This is a genomic window from Trichocoleus desertorum AS-A10, assembly GCF_039962155.1.
In the GTDB taxonomy this organism is placed as follows: domain Bacteria; phylum Cyanobacteriota; class Cyanobacteriia; order FACHB-46; family FACHB-46; genus Trichocoleus.
Genome location: NZ_JAMPKN010000010.1, coordinates 46,578 through 61,889 on the forward strand (window position 1 = coordinate 46,578; position 15,312 = coordinate 61,889).

13 protein-coding genes are annotated in these 15,312 nt (G+C 50.7%); 5 read left to right on the top strand and 8 right to left on the bottom strand.

The window, feature by feature from the left end; genetic code table 11:
* Positions 1-36 precede the first annotated feature (36 nt).
* Positions 37-1,314: a metallophosphoesterase family protein gene (locus NDA01_RS14910; RefSeq protein WP_348228550.1), complete on the top strand. Its 1,278-nt coding sequence runs from the start codon at positions 37-39 to the stop codon at positions 1,312-1,314.
* On the opposite strand, the gene NDA01_RS14915 is transcribed toward NDA01_RS14910, so the two are convergent.
* From NDA01_RS14915 to NDA01_RS14925, 3 genes are all read right to left on the bottom strand, one after another.
* On the bottom strand, positions 1,311-4,067 hold the full coding sequence (locus tag NDA01_RS14915) for an AAA family ATPase (RefSeq protein ID WP_348228551.1): 2,757 nt from the start codon (positions 4,065-4,067) through the stop codon (positions 1,311-1,313). The genes NDA01_RS14910 and NDA01_RS14915 overlap by 4 nt on opposite strands.
* Before the next feature lie 64 nt (positions 4,068-4,131).
* Positions 4,132-4,794: a cob(I)yrinic acid a,c-diamide adenosyltransferase gene (gene cobO / locus NDA01_RS14920; RefSeq protein WP_348228552.1), complete on the bottom strand. Its 663-nt coding sequence runs from the start codon at positions 4,792-4,794 to the stop codon at positions 4,132-4,134.
* An 81-nt stretch (positions 4,795-4,875) separates the two neighbouring features.
* Complete coding sequence (locus NDA01_RS14925; RefSeq protein WP_348228553.1) at positions 4,876-5,184, bottom strand: hypothetical protein; 309 nt, start codon at positions 5,182-5,184, stop codon at positions 4,876-4,878.
* A 1,008-nt stretch (positions 5,185-6,192) separates the two neighbouring features.
* Here NDA01_RS14925 and NDA01_RS14930 point away from each other — a divergent pair.
* From NDA01_RS14930 to acs, 4 genes are all read left to right on the top strand, one after another.
* Positions 6,193-7,398 carry a homospermidine biosynthesis protein gene (locus NDA01_RS14930; protein ID WP_348228554.1) on the top strand — a complete coding sequence of 402 codons (1,206 nt, stop codon included), beginning with the start codon at positions 6,193-6,195 and terminating at the stop codon, positions 7,396-7,398.
* Positions 7,399-7,631: 233 nt separating this feature from the next.
* On the top strand, positions 7,632-7,886 hold the full coding sequence (locus NDA01_RS31915) for a GAF domain-containing protein (protein ID WP_431193412.1): 255 nt from the start codon (positions 7,632-7,634) through the stop codon (positions 7,884-7,886).
* Positions 7,867-8,169, top strand: coding sequence for a GAF domain-containing protein (locus tag NDA01_RS31920; RefSeq protein ID WP_431193413.1), 303 nt, complete (start codon positions 7,867-7,869; stop codon positions 8,167-8,169). Before NDA01_RS31915 ends, NDA01_RS31920 begins: the two co-directional genes overlap by 20 nt.
* A gap of 140 nt (positions 8,170-8,309) precedes the next feature.
* On the top strand, positions 8,310-10,283 hold the full coding sequence (gene acs / locus NDA01_RS14940; protein ID WP_348228555.1) for an acetate--CoA ligase: 1,974 nt from the start codon (positions 8,310-8,312) through the stop codon (positions 10,281-10,283).
* 101 nt (positions 10,284-10,384) lie between these two features.
* Here acs and NDA01_RS14945 read toward each other — a convergent pair whose 3' ends face one another.
* The 5 genes from NDA01_RS14945 to NDA01_RS14965 form a co-directional block, all read right to left on the bottom strand.
* Positions 10,385-11,029 carry a methyltransferase domain-containing protein gene (locus tag NDA01_RS14945; RefSeq protein WP_348228556.1) on the bottom strand — a complete coding sequence of 215 codons (645 nt, stop codon included), beginning with the start codon at positions 11,027-11,029 and terminating at the stop codon, positions 10,385-10,387.
* A 47-nt stretch (positions 11,030-11,076) separates the two neighbouring features.
* A complete protein-coding gene (locus NDA01_RS14950) occupies positions 11,077-11,766 on the bottom strand; it encodes a tetratricopeptide repeat protein (protein ID WP_348228557.1) in 690 nt (229 codons plus the stop codon).
* Positions 11,767-11,855: 89 nt separating this feature from the next.
* Positions 11,856-13,715: an Eco57I restriction-modification methylase domain-containing protein gene (locus NDA01_RS14955; RefSeq protein ID WP_348228558.1), complete on the bottom strand. Its 1,860-nt coding sequence runs from the start codon at positions 13,713-13,715 to the stop codon at positions 11,856-11,858.
* Complete coding sequence (locus NDA01_RS14960) at positions 13,678-14,451, bottom strand: SRPBCC family protein (protein ID WP_348228559.1); 774 nt, start codon at positions 14,449-14,451, stop codon at positions 13,678-13,680. The genes NDA01_RS14955 and NDA01_RS14960 overlap by 38 nt, the downstream gene beginning before the upstream one ends.
* A 42-nt stretch (positions 14,452-14,493) precedes the next feature.
* The gene (locus NDA01_RS14965) at positions 14,494-15,306 is read right to left on the bottom strand and encodes a RecB family exonuclease (protein WP_348228560.1); all 813 of its coding nucleotides are present in this window, start codon (positions 15,304-15,306) and stop codon (positions 14,494-14,496) included.
* Positions 15,307-15,312 lie beyond the last annotated feature (6 nt).

The window sequence follows — 15,312 nt, forward strand, 5'->3', positions numbered from 1 at the left end:
CGGTAGACTGGGGAAAGCCACGCTATAGATCTGGTTATGCCTCGCTTTCTCCACGTTGCTGATGTGCACTTAGGGCTCGATCGCTACGACACTCCCCAGCGCACCAAGGATTTCTTCTTAGCTTTTCGCGATGTGTTGGAGCGTTACGCCATTGATGAGCAAGTTGATTTTGTCCTCATCGCGGGCGACTTGTTTGAGCATCGGCAGGTGTTGCCCGCAGTGCTGAACCAGGCCCAGGTTTGCTTTGAGATGCTGCGAGAAGCTGGCATTCCAGTCTTAGCGATCGAGGGCAACCATGACAACCGACCCTACGCCACCAAAACCAGTTGGCTGCGCTACATGGCTGATTGGGAATATGTGATTCTACTAGAACCTAAGGAAGACGCGGAAGATGGCGAAAACCTCTTTGACCCTTGGACCCCAGAAGCCAAAGCAGGTGGCTATATTGATTTGCCCTGTGGGGTGCGGGTTTTAGGCTCTCGCTGGTATGGTGCGTCTGCTCCCCAAATGATTGAGAAATTGGCCCATAGTATTCAGCAATTGCCACCAGGACCACAGCACACCGTCATGATGTTTCATCATGGTATGGATGGCCAGATTGCTCGTTATACTGGGGCGCTGAGGCTAGAAGCTGTAAATCCTTTGCGGGAAGCAGGAGTGGAGTATCTAGCTTTAGGTCATATCCACAAGAACTACGAACTAGAAGGTTGGATTTTCAACCCTGGCTCGATTGAGGCCAATAGCATTGCTGAAAATCTTCAGCAAACTCCTCGTGGTGCTTATCTAGTCGAGATCAACGGGACAGGAATTCGCGCTGAGCTCAAGCAAGATTATTATCAGCGCCGGATGATTCGTCTCAACCTGGAGGCAAATAAGCAGCAAACGCAAGCAGAACTGGAACAAGCAGCGATCGCCCACATCCAAGCCGCCGCGAAATCTGGTAAAACCCAAGCGGCGATCGTGGAACTGCGAATTCACGGTCAGGTCGGCTTCAACCGCTTGGACCTCAATGTGCGCGATTTACGAGATAAGCTGCATCAACTCAGTGAAGCGCTGATCTTTTTGCTGAAATACGACGCGATCGGCACCGAGTACGAAACGCCGATGATTGGCAATGGCGAGGAACCACCCCCCCGCACCGCAATCGAGCTACAAGCCTACACCGATTTGTTAGCTGCTAATAATGCCTATCAAGATCAAGCAGGAGCGATCGCTAAAGGTTTAGTAGAACTGAAAGACTTAGTGCTCGACAGCCGCCCCGAAGCCGAACTCTACGAACTCGCCCAACAACTGCTGAAAAGCTCTACAGCTTAGAGGCCTTCTCTTTCTACGCGGATTAAGTTTTCGGTGACGTTTTCGAAGGTGTCATCGTGGCTGATGATGAAGAGTTGGCGGAAGGATTTGATGTTGGCGATCGCTTCAGCTAACTGTTCTCGACGTGCCCGATCCATATTGGTTGTGGGTTCATCGAAGAAGGCCACATCAATATCTGCCAAAACCTTGAGCAAGGCGAGACGCACTGCCAAAGCCGCGCACATTTGCTCGCCTCCCGACAAGCTTCTGAACGTGCGCCAGTAACCACCTTCCTGGATGCGGATTTCGTAATCACCTGTCCACTCTAGGGCGACATTTTGGCGGTTGATCAGTTCGCGGAAGAGTTTGTCAGCTTCACGAGAAATCTCCTCAATATAGAACTTGGTAATGCGTGGGCCTGCTTGGTTGTAGACTTGGCGGGCATCACTGATAAACTGCTGCACTCGTTGCCGTTCTAACAAGTCAACTTGAGCTTTTGTACGTTGGTCGGCGATCGCCTGTAGCTCTGCCAGTTGATGCTCAATCTGATAGAGGAATTTCTGCTTTTGGGGCAACCCTCCCTCGATTTGGTCTTTTTGGCTGCGAATTGCGTTGTAGGTTACTTCTACTTCTTGCAGGTGTTGCGGGTCGTAGGTTTCGGCCAGTTGTGCTAATTGCGCTTGTACAATTGCTTGGTCAGTGGTGAGGGTGCTAAGTTGGGCGATCGCGGCCTCAAAGTTTGCTTCTAAAGTTGGCAGGTGCTCCGCATCTTTTTGATGTTGTAAGTACAGATCTCGCGCCGCTTGATACCTGGCTTTTTGGACTTTTTGCGCTTCTATGTGGTCTGGTAAATCAGTAAATTCTGCCAATTGAGCTTCTAGATGAGTCACTGCTTGAGCAACTTCCATCTGAGCTTGGTGAGCTTGGTTATATTGCATCTGCAATTGGGTTTGCTGCTGTAACTCCTGCTGGCGAAGTTGACTCCGACCTCTAGGATTTCCTAGGGCAGCGATCGCCGTGGTCAGCTGCGTCTTCTCTTGTTGCAACGTTGCTTGGTTGGCGAGTTGACTTTGGAGGTATTGCAGTTTAGCTTGCAACTCAGCTGCATCTTGCTGCAAGGCGGTTTGCTTAGTCAGCCAGGTTTCTAGCCCAGTGAAGTGAGTACGCTGTTGATAGGCTGTTTCCAGTTGGCGCTTTACTTCCGCTAGCTGTTGCTCTAGTTTGCTGGCAGAGACCTGCTCTGATAGATCGCCTAGGATTTGCTGCAAGTTGCCTAAAATTTCATTGTTCAAGTCCACACCCGCCTGAAGCGTAGTCAGGGCAGAGTCTACCGAGGCGGCGAGTAAGGGCACCGATCGCTGAAGTTCCTGTAAACCCGCGATCGCGGTTTCAGCCTCACTCAAGTAGCGATCACGTTGGGTTTGGCCGTGGGCAACAATCTGGCCGAGGTCAGCTTCAAACTGTTTAGCAGCGGCAATGCGGCTGAGTTGTGCTTGCAGGCGATCGCGCTGTTGCTCCCAGACAGGAATTTGCTCCAACACTGTCTCGAAGCTACTAATCCGGGCAATTTCGGTGCCGAGATGCTCTAGCTCCCCTTGGAGCTTAGCTAATTGCTTGGTAATATTCTGCCGCTCTAGCTCGGCAGTAAACAACTGTTGAAGTTGTTGGGCGATCGCTTCCTGATTTTGCTCTAGCTCAGTCTGTTGTTGAATCAGGGGTTGCAGTTGTTCAATTTCTTGCTGAGCTGCGGTTAGGCTTTCGAGTTGTAGAGTCAGTTTAGTGAGCTTGGCTTGCGAGTTCTCCCAAGTCACTTGATAACCTTGGCGCTGTTTCAGCAGAGCTTGCTGTTGTTTGCTTTGGCGATCTAGGGCTTGCAAGGCAGACTCTGCTTGCAAAAAGATTTGATAACCCGCTCGATTGGCTTCGCAGGTGGCTACTGCTTGCTTCGCCCGTTGGAGTGACTGTTCTAGCAACACATTGGTTTGGCGCTGTCCAGTCAGTTGCGCTTGCAAAGTCGAGAACTGAACTTCGAGTTGCTGGATTTGGTGCGATTGAGCGGTGAGCCGATCTTTTTGATGCTGAAGTTGCTCCAGTTGGATTTGAAGTTGCTGTAAAGCAGTCTTATCCTTGGTTACTTCTTGCTGCAAATCAGCCCGTTGAGTGTGCAGCAGATCCCAATCGCGCAGGTTCTCGGTATAGTACGCGATCGCCCGCTCTAGTTCCTGAACTTGCTGCTGAGCATACTTTTCTAAATCTCTCGATTTCTCAAAAGCTTGTTTGTACTCATCCACGCGCAGGATGCGATCGAAGACTTTGCGCCGCTCGTCTGCTGCTTTCTTAAAGTCTTCAGTAAAGGTGCCTTGCGGAATACCAATGGTATCAGCAAACAATTTGGGCAAGTCAGTTTCTTTGGCAACGCCCAAATGTTCTTTCAGCCAAGGCAAGACATCACTGACATTCTTCAGGTCTAGCCGTTGGTGAATTTGCGGGTCAAAAATCTCATAGCCCTTGCTGGTACAGCGCTGCACGCGATACGTGCGCCCATCTCCTCTGGAAGTAAAGGTGACGCTGACTTGAGCGCTGGCTGCACCCCGACGGATTAATTCTTCTTTGGTATAGCTGGAGTAATTAAACAGCGCCCAAGCGATCGCCTCTAAAATGCTGGTTTTGCCTGCCCCATTTTCTCCACAAATCGCGTTGGTTCCGGGCTGAAACTCAAAGTAGCGATCGCTGTGAGCCTTAAAGTTTTTGAGACTAATCGAAAGAATTTCCATAAACTCAATTCTAGAGTTTGAATTTCGGCTTGGACTTGCTCACGGGAAATTCAAACTCTAAAATCTAAAATTCGATTCCAGGCTGAGCCTTGATGCCTTGTTCCTTGAAAGGGTGCTTGACTAAGGTCATTTCGGTCACTAGATCGGCCCGCTCAATCAAAGCCGCAGGTGCTCCTCGTCCCGTCAGAATGACGTGAGAATCCTCTGGTTTCTGCTCTAGACCTGCCAACACGTCCTCAACCGCTAAGTAGCCCAGCTTTAGAGCAATGTTGACTTCATCTAGCAGCACCAAGCGAAAGTCTGGATTACGGATGTAGGTTAAAGCAGTATTCCAAGCTTCCTGAGCTTTTTGGATATCGCGATCGCGGTCTTGGGTTTCCCAGGTAAAGCCCTCACCCATCGCATGAAATTCCAGTTGCTCACCCCAATGGCTAAAGGCTGCTTTCTCCGCTGGCTCCCAAGCGCCTTTAATGAATTGCACGATCGCCACTTTGTAACCGTGACCGAGCGATCGCAGCACCATCCCCAAAGCAGCGGTAGTTTTACCTTTACCGTTGCCCGTATTGACCACAATCAAGCCTTTTTCCAGCGATCGCTCAGCTAGCCGCTGCTCTTGCACTTCTTTGCGCCGCTGCATTTTCTGCCGATACTGCTCATCCGTCAGACCCGCTGATGCTTCGGGTGAAGCTGAGTCTGTAGCGGCTGAGGTGTCAAGATTTGGATTCATTGAACTAGTTATCCGAAAGGCTCTGTAGCGATCTTAAAGTCTAAGTCGAAGCTCGGTGGAACGGATGCTAATTCAGAGAACTTAATCGAAATCCCCCAAGTAGCCATCCCAAGGCTGCTCTTCTGAGTCTTCTGCCAAAGCTGCCATATCGCCGTTGTAGTGAGCATTGATCGACATCGCTTTCTGTTGCAGTCGCTCTGGGACATAACGTAGGTCTACAGGCAAGCCGTGGACTACCAAAAACTCAGCCAATTGCTGAGGATGTAGATAAACTCCCTCGGCATGTAGTCGTTTCAGCATGTGACTAAAGCTATGCCAATGCTGCCGAGATGATGAATGAGAAGTGGTGTAGTGCAACGCAGAAGAAGGCAAGGCTGAAGGTGTAGGCATGGCATGACCTCAGAAACGGGCCGAGCAGTTAAATATGCCGTATTAGCTTGTTGATGAAGTTTTTTATGGCGTCGTCTCCAGTTTATCTTGTTTCTTCGCCTACATGGCTTGACTAAAATAGAGCAGACATTGTAATGCTCAAGACGAAAAACCGCAAAGGAATGCCCTTAGAAGCGGCATACTTACCCAAGCGGTAGAGAAAGCCGTAAGAACCCTTACTTTGGGAATGTTTGCTTGGAGAATCCCAGCAATTTCCGTACCTTTATTGAACTGATCTTAAACGTGGGTGTTAAACTGTAGCAGTTGGTGTTTGAGGTCGCGTATAAAGCCTTGAAACTCCTTTCCTTGGTCGGGTACCCGTGGAGACCACTTTGGTACCTGGAAATGAAATTGAAACGGAAACGGCAGTGCGATCCCGCACTATCTTGGGCTGACCGTTGTGAAGCACCCAGTATGAGCTGATCGGCCTGTAACTACCAGGTTCGCGATTGCTAGCAGATACTCTTGCTGATTCAGAGGATAAGCAACCCTATCTCTAGAAATAGTGGCGAACTGGGTCGATCGTGCTCCTTAGGTGGAGTCTTTTTGAATTGAATAGCTGGATTAATGGTTCTGATGTTTTCAGATTTATCAGAGCTTTTAGTCAAGGGATATTTACCTGTACGATGTCCTTTCTCATCTAGCCTGGGGAATTCTGTGCCTAGGTTTGACTGATGCAGCAAACATAAGCTTTGAGTCTGTAGAGTTCTGCCACTACTGGCTAGAGCAACAGAATCAAATTCTTGGCTGCGTGGGCATTTACTGCCTCAGCGTTGCCAACTTCGTTGACCAATCGGATCACATGACTTTGAAAGTTTCTTTCAAGGTTGCAGATAAGAAAACCTAGTGATGCTTGAGTTTGTTGAATAGTGCTGCATGAGCCTAGACAACAAACAAGCGATCGCATTAGGTAGCTGCGTGTCCATTTCTCCTCTTCTTTATGCTTTTTGTTCTTTTTGGAGCGTACAAATGTCGAAATTGCTCAGCCACAAAATCGCACCCGCCCCCATGCCTGCTGAAATCAGCGTCGTTGATTTAATTGACGGCTATTTCACAGCTTATAACTCGGCTCGCCTGCGCGAGATTTGTCACTTGCTAAGCCAGGAAGTGATGCAGGAGGGCGTGACTGTTGGGGTGAGTTTGTCTGGCGCGATGACTCCGGCTGGCTTTGGAGTCTCCGTTCTCGCTCCCCTGATTCGGAATGGCTTTATTGACTGGATGATCAGCACAGGCGCTAACCTCTACCATGACATGCACTATGGTTTGGGGTTGAGCCTCTATTCCAGCAATCCCTTTTTGGATGACGTAAAGCTGCGTCAGGAAGGCCGCATCCGGATTTACGATATTGTCTTTCACTATGATGTGCTACTGGAAACCGACGCCTTCATTCGCGAGATTTTGCGGGCGGAACCGTTCCAGAAGCGCATGGGTACGGCGGAATTTCACCATTTGCTAGGTAAGTATGTCCGAGAAGTTGAGAAGCAACTCGGTGTGCAAAATTCTTGCCTGTTGGCAACTGCCTATGAATGCGGCGTTCCCATCTATACCTCCTCTCCTGGAGACAGCTCGATTGGCATGAACGTGGCGGCTCTGGCGCTAGAAGGCTCCGAGTTGGTGATTGATCCCTCCTTGGATGTGAATGAAACCGCAGCGATCGCTTATGCAGCGCGCGAATCTGGTGTCGTTGGTGAAGAAGGCAAGAGTGCAGCGGTGATCATCGGCGGTGGCAGTCCCAAGAACTTCCTCTTGCAAACGCAACCTCAACTGCATGAAGTGTTGGGTCTAGAGGAACGAGGTCACGACTACTTTATCCAAATCACGGATGCTCGCCCAGATACAGGTGGGCTTTCTGGTGCTACACCTAGCGAAGCCGTGAGTTGGGGCAAAGTTGACCCAGATGAGCTGCCCAGCACCATTGTTTGCTACACCGATAGCACGATCGCACTACCTATCATGACCGCCTATGTGATCAATCAGTGCGCCCCTCGTGCTCTAAAGCGACTCTACGATCGCCGCGAAGAAATGCTGGCAAAACTAAAGGCTGACTACTTGGCAGCTAAGGCCGAATCGGCCACCGAGCGATCGCTAGTCGCTGTGGCTGAGACTATCAAGAGCGAAGCAGCCAAGCGCGAACCTGTGGCAACTTATCCTTGCGGCACTCCAATTCGCAAATAAACGTCACTTCTGAGTGAACGTCTTCACTCAAATTAGCTCCCTCTTGCTTCGGCAAGGGGGATTTTTGTTATCGGGGAAAAAGAGCGATCGTCAACTTCGAAAAACTTTGATCAAAATTCCGTAAATTATCGCTTCTAAATAGAACCAGAAACCGCTAATCTCTCTAGGTTGAATCAGCGCAGTGCACTGGCTGATCAGTAACAAACCTATTGAACTTCGTACCCCCTCAACTTGTGCGTAGTAATTTTGATGAACTGAATTCTCACTCCTTGGACCAGCAGGATAGAGGATTGAGCCGCATTGCCAAACGTCTGGCCCAAAGTCTAGAAAGAGATGCCTTAGTCCAAAAAACAACCGATGAGCTGAGACAGATGCTCCAAGCTGATCGCGTGGTCTTGTACTACTTTTATCAACGATGGAAAGGCCAAGTTACTTTCGAGTCCTTGAACGCTGAACATTTATCGATTTTTGGGATCAACTGGCGCTGATGATTGCTTCAACGACGAGTATGCAGCTTTGTACTTAGATGGGCGAGTTCGAGCGATCGCAGACATCGAAATAGAACCGATTCACGAGTGCCACCGGGATTTCTTGCGGAGTCTGCCAGTGCGGGCGAATTTGGTTGTGCCTGTCCTCACGAACAAAGGATTATGGGGGTTACTAATTGCTCATCAATGCCAAGTACCGCACAACTGGTCTACGGAAGAAATTAAACGGATGCAGCAAAGCGCGACTCGCTTAGCAACGGCTCCCGCTATTCGCGACACCTAAGCGCTCAGAATCAAGAACTCAAGCGATCGCTGTTTTGGCTCTAGTGAATCGCTTAACCAAAATCAAGATATAGTTCTGCCCAACTGCCCCAAGAACGAAGTATCGTTTTTGGAGGAGCCGTCCTGGTGATAGAAAGAGCTATGTCAGAATCCACGATTGAATCCATTCTTCAAGAAAAGCGCTTATTTCAGCCTGCGGCTGAGTTCTCTCAAAAAGCTCAGATCAAGAGCCTGGAGGAGTACCAGCAACTCTACAATCGCGCCAAGGCTGATCCAGAAAAATTTTGGGCCGAGCTAGCTGAGCAGGAATTGCACTGGTTTCAGAAGTGGGATCAAGTGCTGGATTGGCAGCCTCCCTTCGCGAAGTGGTTTGTGGGTGGCAAAATTAACATCTCCTACAACTGCCTCGATCGCCATTTGACGACTTGGCGACGCAACAAAGCCGCTTTGATTTGGGAAGGAGAACCCGGAGATTCGCGGACGCTTACCTATGCCCAACTGCATCGTGAGGTGTGCCAGTTCGCCAATGCCCTCAAGCATTTAGGGGTGGAGAAGGGCGATCGCGTGGGCATCTACATGCCGATGATCCCGGAAGCCGCGATCGCAATGTTGGCTTGTGCGCGGATTGGCGCGGCGCATACGGTTGTGTTTGGCGGCTTTAGTGCTGAGGCGTTGCGCGATCGCTTGGTAGATGGTCAGGTCAAGGTTGTAGTCACAGCCGATGGTGGCTGGCGCAAAGACGCGATCGTGCCGCTGAAAACTCAAGTGGATAAAGCCTTAGCCGATGGCTCGGCTCCTAGTGTGGAGAATGTGCTGGTGGTACGCCGAACTGGGCAAGACATACCCATGCAACTTGGCGGTCGGGATCATTGGTGGCACGAGTTGCAGCCGCAAATGTCGGCGGATTGTCCTGCTGAACCGATGGATAGCGAAGATTTGCTGTTCGTCCTCTACACCTCAGGCAGTACAGGCAAACCCAAAGGCGTAGTGCACACCACAGGTGGCTACAACCTCTACACCCACATGACGACCAAGTGGATCTTTGATCTGCAAGACACGGACGTGTATTGGTGTACTGCTGATGTGGGCTGGATTACCGGACACAGCTACATTGTCTATGGCCCACTTTCCAACGGTGCGACCACACTAATGTACGAAGGGGCACCTCGCGCCTCGAATCCTGGCTGCTTCTGGGATGTGATTCAAAAGCATGGGGTCAATGTCTTTTACACCGCCCCCACCGCGATTCGCGCCTTTATCAAGATGGGTGAAGACTTGCCGAAAGCGCGAGATCTCTCCTCTTTACGCTTATTGGGCACCGTAGGTGAACCCATCAACCCCGAAGCTTGGATGTGGTACCACCGCGTGATTGGCGGTGAGCGCTGTCCGATTGTGGATACTTGGTGGCAAACCGAAACGGGTGGCATTATGATTACGCCTCTACCGGGTGCGATCGCCACCAAACCAGGCTCAGCGACCCTACCTTTCCCTGGCATCTTGGCTGATGTGGTGAATCTAGAAGGAGAATCCGTCGGTACTAACCAAGGCGGTTACCTAGCAGTGCGGCATCCCTGGCCTGGAATGATGCGGACGGTGTATGGCGATCCCGATCGCTTCCGCAAAACCTACTGGGAACACATCCCCCCCAAAGATGGCAAATACATCTACTTTGCAGGCGATGGCGCACGACGCGATGAAGATGGCTACTACTGGGTGATGGGCCGTGTCGATGACGTGATTAACGTGGCAGGGCACCGTCTAGGCACGATGGAGATTGAGTCGGCGTTGGTGTCTCACCCGGCCGTGGCGGAAGCTGCGGTGGTCGGCAAACCCGACGAAGTCAAAGGGCAAGACATTGTGGCTTTCGTCACCCTAGAAGGGGGGCACACGGGCAGTGATGCTCTGAAAGCAGAACTAAAGCAGCACGTGGGCCAAGAAATCGGCGCGATCGCCCGTCCCGGAGACATTCGGTTTGCCGATGCCCTCCCCAAGACGCGATCGGGCAAGATTATGCGACGGTTACTACGAGATCTTGCCAGTGGTAATGCCGTGTCTGGAGATACCTCCACCCTGGAAGATCGCAATGTCCTAGAAGCTCTCCGGGATGAAGGTTAACTAAACTGACCTCTCCCCAAACCTCTCTGCGGCGCGGAGAAGGACTTCGAATTTGGCTCCCCTTCCCTGGTAGGGAAGGGGCAGGGGGTTAGGTTCCTGCTTTAAACCCGCTGGGCAATTACGGCATAAAAGGGATCACCCCCTGCAACGCCAAGCATTTGCAAGAAGCTGGGTACTTGTGCCCGTCGTGCGATCGCTTCTGGTTCCGGAAATCCAGGTACAGATGTGAAGTAACGTTTGACCAGTTCTACTCGGTATTCCTCCGAGCTATCTCGCCAAGCCTGAATCGCCTTTTGGTAGAACATGCGATTAGAAAAACTGACGATCGCAATGCCTCCGGGCTTAAGAACACGATGAATCTCACTGAAGATCGCTTCGGGGTACTGCAAATACTGCACGGAAACGGTATTGAGCACTGCATCAAACGATTGGTCGGGTAGTGGTAGCTTCGGCTCTTGATTGAGGTCTTGAGTAAAGTAGTGATTCAGGCGGGGATTGCGGGCCAACTCTTCCGCGTTGAGTCCATGCCCCTCGACGTGAGCAAATTCGATCTCATCCGGTAGATGGGAAACCCAACTGCTCATCAAGTCCAAGATGCGTGTCTGAGGCTTCAACCGTTCGCGATACAAATCGGTGAGCTGCTGGATGAATCCTTCGTCTACGTGAGTAACAAATCGGGGCAGGCCATAAAATACTGTGTCTTCGGTGGGGTCTAGCTTGGTGCGATCGCTGGGTTGAAGGGGCATGATGTCGGCGGGAATGTTCTCTACTTCCCAAATTTTAATGAAGAAACTTAACGCGAGACGGTCGCTGCCAAAACTTGCGCCGCTGTTTCTATTTGGGCTGCACTAAATCCTGCTTCCTGGAGATAGCTCAGAAAGTCGCGATCGCCATAGTTTCCGTCTAGAGCCAAGGCTCGCTCATAGGCTTGAGTTGCAGCCTCGCGATCGCCGCCATCCCAATTAATGATTGCCAGCACCACCCATGGATGCGGATTGGTTGACTCCAAAGCAGCAGCCCGACGCGCAGCTAAGCTGGCCCAGCCATATTCCCCCAAACGGTGAGCGGCCAAGCTGAGGTTGTAATAAGGAATTTCGTTATTGGGTTCGAGCCAAGCGGCCCAAGTGTGAGTGAGGACAGCAGAGTTCAAGTCACCCTGCACCAAATAGACGATGCCTAACGCATTCAACGCTGGAACTGACTGAGGATCGCGATACAGCACCTGAAACAGCGATTCCATTGCCGCAGTTTCTTGGCCTGCCAGATGTTGCGTCCAGCCTAAGGTGATGCGTCCAGGCAAATTGTTGGGTTCCAGTTCTACCGCTTGCTGAAGTGCGGCGATCGCCTCTGCGTAACGTGTTTGTGCCCGATAAGTGAGACCAAGCTGACGATATTCACTTGCAGAGGGAGCGGCTGCAACTGATGTCGCTAACCACAAGCTACTGCTAATGACCAACCCAAAAATCAAACTATTTCGCACCATTACCAGCCACAACAATTAAGCAAGTTTTGATGATTTTGGGTCACAAAAACTAAGTAGAAGTATTTTTTTAGCACTTATATTTTAGTGGCCTAACTAATGAGCCGCTGCTCCTCCGCCGTAAGTCCATAAAGGTCGTAGACGAATTGGTCGATTTGGCGTTCCAAAGTGTAAATACCTTCCTGCAAATTGTGGCGATATTCAGCAGCTTCGGCTGTGACTAACTGTTGCTGAAGAGATAACAAATGCTGCGCTAGCAAGACTAAATGTTGATTTGGTTGCGTGAATAATGAGTCGTGAGTAAGACAAATAGGCAGCGATCGCAACTGTTGCGGCCCAATTCGCAAATAGCCTCCTTTGAGGCAGTCTCCCCCATATAAGTTGCGGTAGTAAAAGCTGATTAATTTGCTATTTAACAGTGCCAACAGGTAATGCAAATTCAACGAGGTGAGGATAATCACAGTCGATTTTCCCGCTACGAAATCTCCTGCGACATCCACTACACATTCCAAAACTTGAGTCATGCTAGCCACAATAATTTTGGGTTGGCGAGCTTGCCGTTGTCGCTTGGACGGCAGGTGAGAGTGCTGCGTCGCTGGGATGATGGGATAGCGATAAGCATGGCCCAAATAGCGCAAGCACTTCTGCCCCCAGAGGTCGCAGTAACGGTCAATCGTGCCGCTGTTAATCAGCTTCAAATCGGTCGCTTGGGGGCAAGCTTCATCGGCAATCAAAGACTGCATGGCGTAGGCTTCTCCCACAGTTGCAGCTCCCAAAACTTCTGCCACCGTTGACAAGGGTGGAAACTGGGATTGCAAGCGATCGCACAACTCAGTTTGATGCAAACTAGAACCGAGCCGCCAAGGTTTGCCTGCGGGCATAAAGTAGCGCTGGTAATCCAACCATTGCTGAGTTGAACCAGCGATCGCACTATTAGCGGCTACTTCCATGCGTTCGTATTGCACCTGTGAAGTTAATTCCGGCAGTCGTTTGCAGGCCGTATAAACAATGGGATAAACCGCGACCGGGAAAATTGCCACCCTGGAATAGTCGCGAATGGTCAACAGTTGATTCTGCACGGTTAAAATTTGCCGAGCTTGGGCGGCGTAACTTGCAGAGCCCAGTTTATTCGGCACAATCAAACTGGTTAAACCGTGGGGCTTGCAGAGGGCGATCGCCTGCTCAATAAATACGCAGAATAAGTCCCAATTGCCAGCAGCAGCTTGATAGTGTTGCGTACAGTAATGCCGCCACTGGGGCAGGTGCTCGGTCATCCACTCCGAATCGACATAGGGAGGGTTGCCAATTACCACATCAAACCCTCCTGCCTGCATCACCTCCGGAAACTCTTCTTGCCAGTTAAAAGCCTGGCTGGAGTTGATTGGAAATGATGAAGGGGAGCGATCGCCCAATTCCTCACCAATTATGGCGTTGCCACACTTAAGGTTGTTCTCCAAATCAATTAGAACTCTTGTTCCCCCCAAGTTTGGGGGGCTAGGGGGGCCAGCTATTTTCAATAAACACCACCGAGCCTGCTCAACTGCTTGGGCATCAATATCCACCCCATAAATGTGCTCCCCAAGAATCCGCCACCGTTCTGCGATCGCCAATTGCCAAGTGCCATCACTCCCCCGTTGCAGTGGCAGTTCTGCGATCACTGCTTCGCCTTGTATGTATGCCGTGATGTAGCGATCGCGGTACCAAGCCAACAAGTAAGCGTAAGCTCGCAATAAGAAAATGCCTTCGCCGCAGGCTAGGTCGAGAATTCGGAGCTTGCCCGACAATTGTTGAGGCGTTTTACCCGCTAACAGCCGCCCAACTGTGTTTTCTACCATGTAATCCACTACTGCCGGGGGTGTGTAGCAAACCCCAATCGGTAGTGGTGATTCCTGAGTACGATCCGGGAAAATAGAGTCAGAAGGAACTGGTGGGGGAGGTTTGCGGTTGAGCATGGTGGGCTGTTGCCTGCAAGGTTCGCCGACCGATTTCTTGGCTAATCGCGGTTAAAGATTCATTCAAGCCACTACGAAACAAGTTGTAGAAAAGTCCCTTCGGGGTGCCTGTACCAGGTTCAGCCGTAATGTCTTGCGTTAGCAAAACTTGAGTGACAGGAGCCCCTGGATGGGTAGCAACGGGATCAATTTGCCAATATCCTTGAAGCGTTTTCACATCTCCTTCGAGCAACCGAAAATCAATTCGTTTTTTTGCGGTCTCAATATTCTCGGTGCGGAAGCGCGATCGCCTACTGACCAGAAACACTTGACGCACATCCACTTGCTCCACCACTTTGCGGTTGCCCTGCGCCTCGATCAGACGACTAGAAACCACGTTGGGAAGAAATTTGGACAAATTGGTATAGTCGGTCAACACTGACCAAACTACATCTGGAGAGGCTTTGACCAGAACTTTAGCCACATAGCGACCGCGATCGCCAGTCACTACTACCTTGCCACTGCGTAACGCCACTCGTTCTGCCACGGGCAGCCGCTCCAGGGGACTATTAAATAGCTCGGCCCTAGCTGCTAAGGGAGATGTAACAGTCAGCAATAGGGCCGTTGTCAGCCCGCCGAACCGCAGCAAAGTTTTAGTCCGTACAGCTACCCACCGAGTACGAGCATTCGCTAAAACACGATTTTTAGAGAGGGCAGGCATAGAGCAGAAGGCAATTGGCAATTTGTCTTTGACCATAGCCTGTTAACCCGCTGAATGCCACCAGCACCCCGAAAGTCTTTAGCTTGCCGAATCCAGTGCTAAGCTCAGGGCCAACTGTAGTTCTGGTCGGGGTTTGGCATCCATCGGCAATGGTTCTGGTTCCGCTTGCACCCCTGGGCAATAGCGAGCATAGGTGCAGCGATCGCAGTGCCCGCCAGTTGTAGGTTCCCAGGCTGCATCCGTTCGCAAGCGTAGTGCCAAATCACTAATGGCAGATTCTACTCGTTGTTTATGTTCTGGAGTCACTTCAAAGCTAATTTTCTCGCCTGTGCGGAGATAAATTAAGCTCAAGCGGCGCAGCGTTTGCGGATAAGTTTGCTCTAAAGCCAAGTAGTACAGCCCAATTTGCAGATTCATCTCTGCTGGGTCTAACAGTTTAGTGTCTTTGTTGGATTTGTAGTCGATCAGTTCCAACCCATCGGCTAAATAATCGAGGCGATCGTAGCGTCCTGCCAAAGTAAATTCTAGATTCTCGACTTGGAGCGATCCTTGAATTTTACCTTCCACAGCTACTGGACGCGCGATCGCAGTTTGGCTAGCCATAAAGCGCTCATGATAGCGCTGCAACATCACCTGCCCATCTGTCACCTGAGTAGGGCTGAGTCCTTGAGTGTGCTGGCTCCAGCAGTATTCCACCCAATCGAGTCCGGGAATCGGGTCTTGATAGTGCCAATCGCGGTAGATCTGCGCTAAAGCCTCGTGTAGCGCTGTACCGAGAGACGCAGACCCAAAAAAAGCAGCCGTTTTAATCCCTCGTTCGTAACGAAAATAGTAGGACTGGGCACAGCGATGGTAGGTTTGCAACTTGGCGGCAGAAAGGTGGTAAGCCATGAATGA

Coding starts and splice junctions, on each gene's coding strand:
- NDA01_RS14945 (WP_348228556.1), bottom strand. CDS start 11,029: ATGCCCCTTCAACCCAGCGATCGCACCAAGCTAGACCCCACCGAAGAC.
- NDA01_RS14955 (WP_348228558.1), bottom strand. CDS start 13,715: ATGCTCAACCGCAAACCTCCCCCACCAGTTCCTTCTGACTCTATTTTC.
- NDA01_RS14930 (WP_348228554.1), top strand. CDS start 6,193: ATGTCGAAATTGCTCAGCCACAAAATCGCACCCGCCCCCATGCCTGCT.
- acs (WP_348228555.1), top strand. CDS start 8,310: ATGTCAGAATCCACGATTGAATCCATTCTTCAAGAAAAGCGCTTATTT.
- NDA01_RS14925 (WP_348228553.1), bottom strand. CDS start 5,184: ATGCCTACACCTTCAGCCTTGCCTTCTTCTGCGTTGCACTACACCACT.
- NDA01_RS14915 (WP_348228551.1), bottom strand. CDS start 4,067: ATGGAAATTCTTTCGATTAGTCTCAAAAACTTTAAGGCTCACAGCGAT.
- NDA01_RS14960 (WP_348228559.1), bottom strand. CDS start 14,451: ATGGTCAAAGACAAATTGCCAATTGCCTTCTGCTCTATGCCTGCCCTC.
- cobO (WP_348228552.1), bottom strand. CDS start 4,794: ATGAATCCAAATCTTGACACCTCAGCCGCTACAGACTCAGCTTCACCC.
- NDA01_RS14910 (WP_348228550.1), top strand. CDS start 37: ATGCCTCGCTTTCTCCACGTTGCTGATGTGCACTTAGGGCTCGATCGC.
- NDA01_RS14965 (WP_348228560.1), bottom strand. CDS start 15,306: ATGGCTTACCACCTTTCTGCCGCCAAGTTGCAAACCTACCATCGCTGT.
- NDA01_RS14950 (WP_348228557.1), bottom strand. CDS start 11,766: ATGGTGCGAAATAGTTTGATTTTTGGGTTGGTCATTAGCAGTAGCTTG.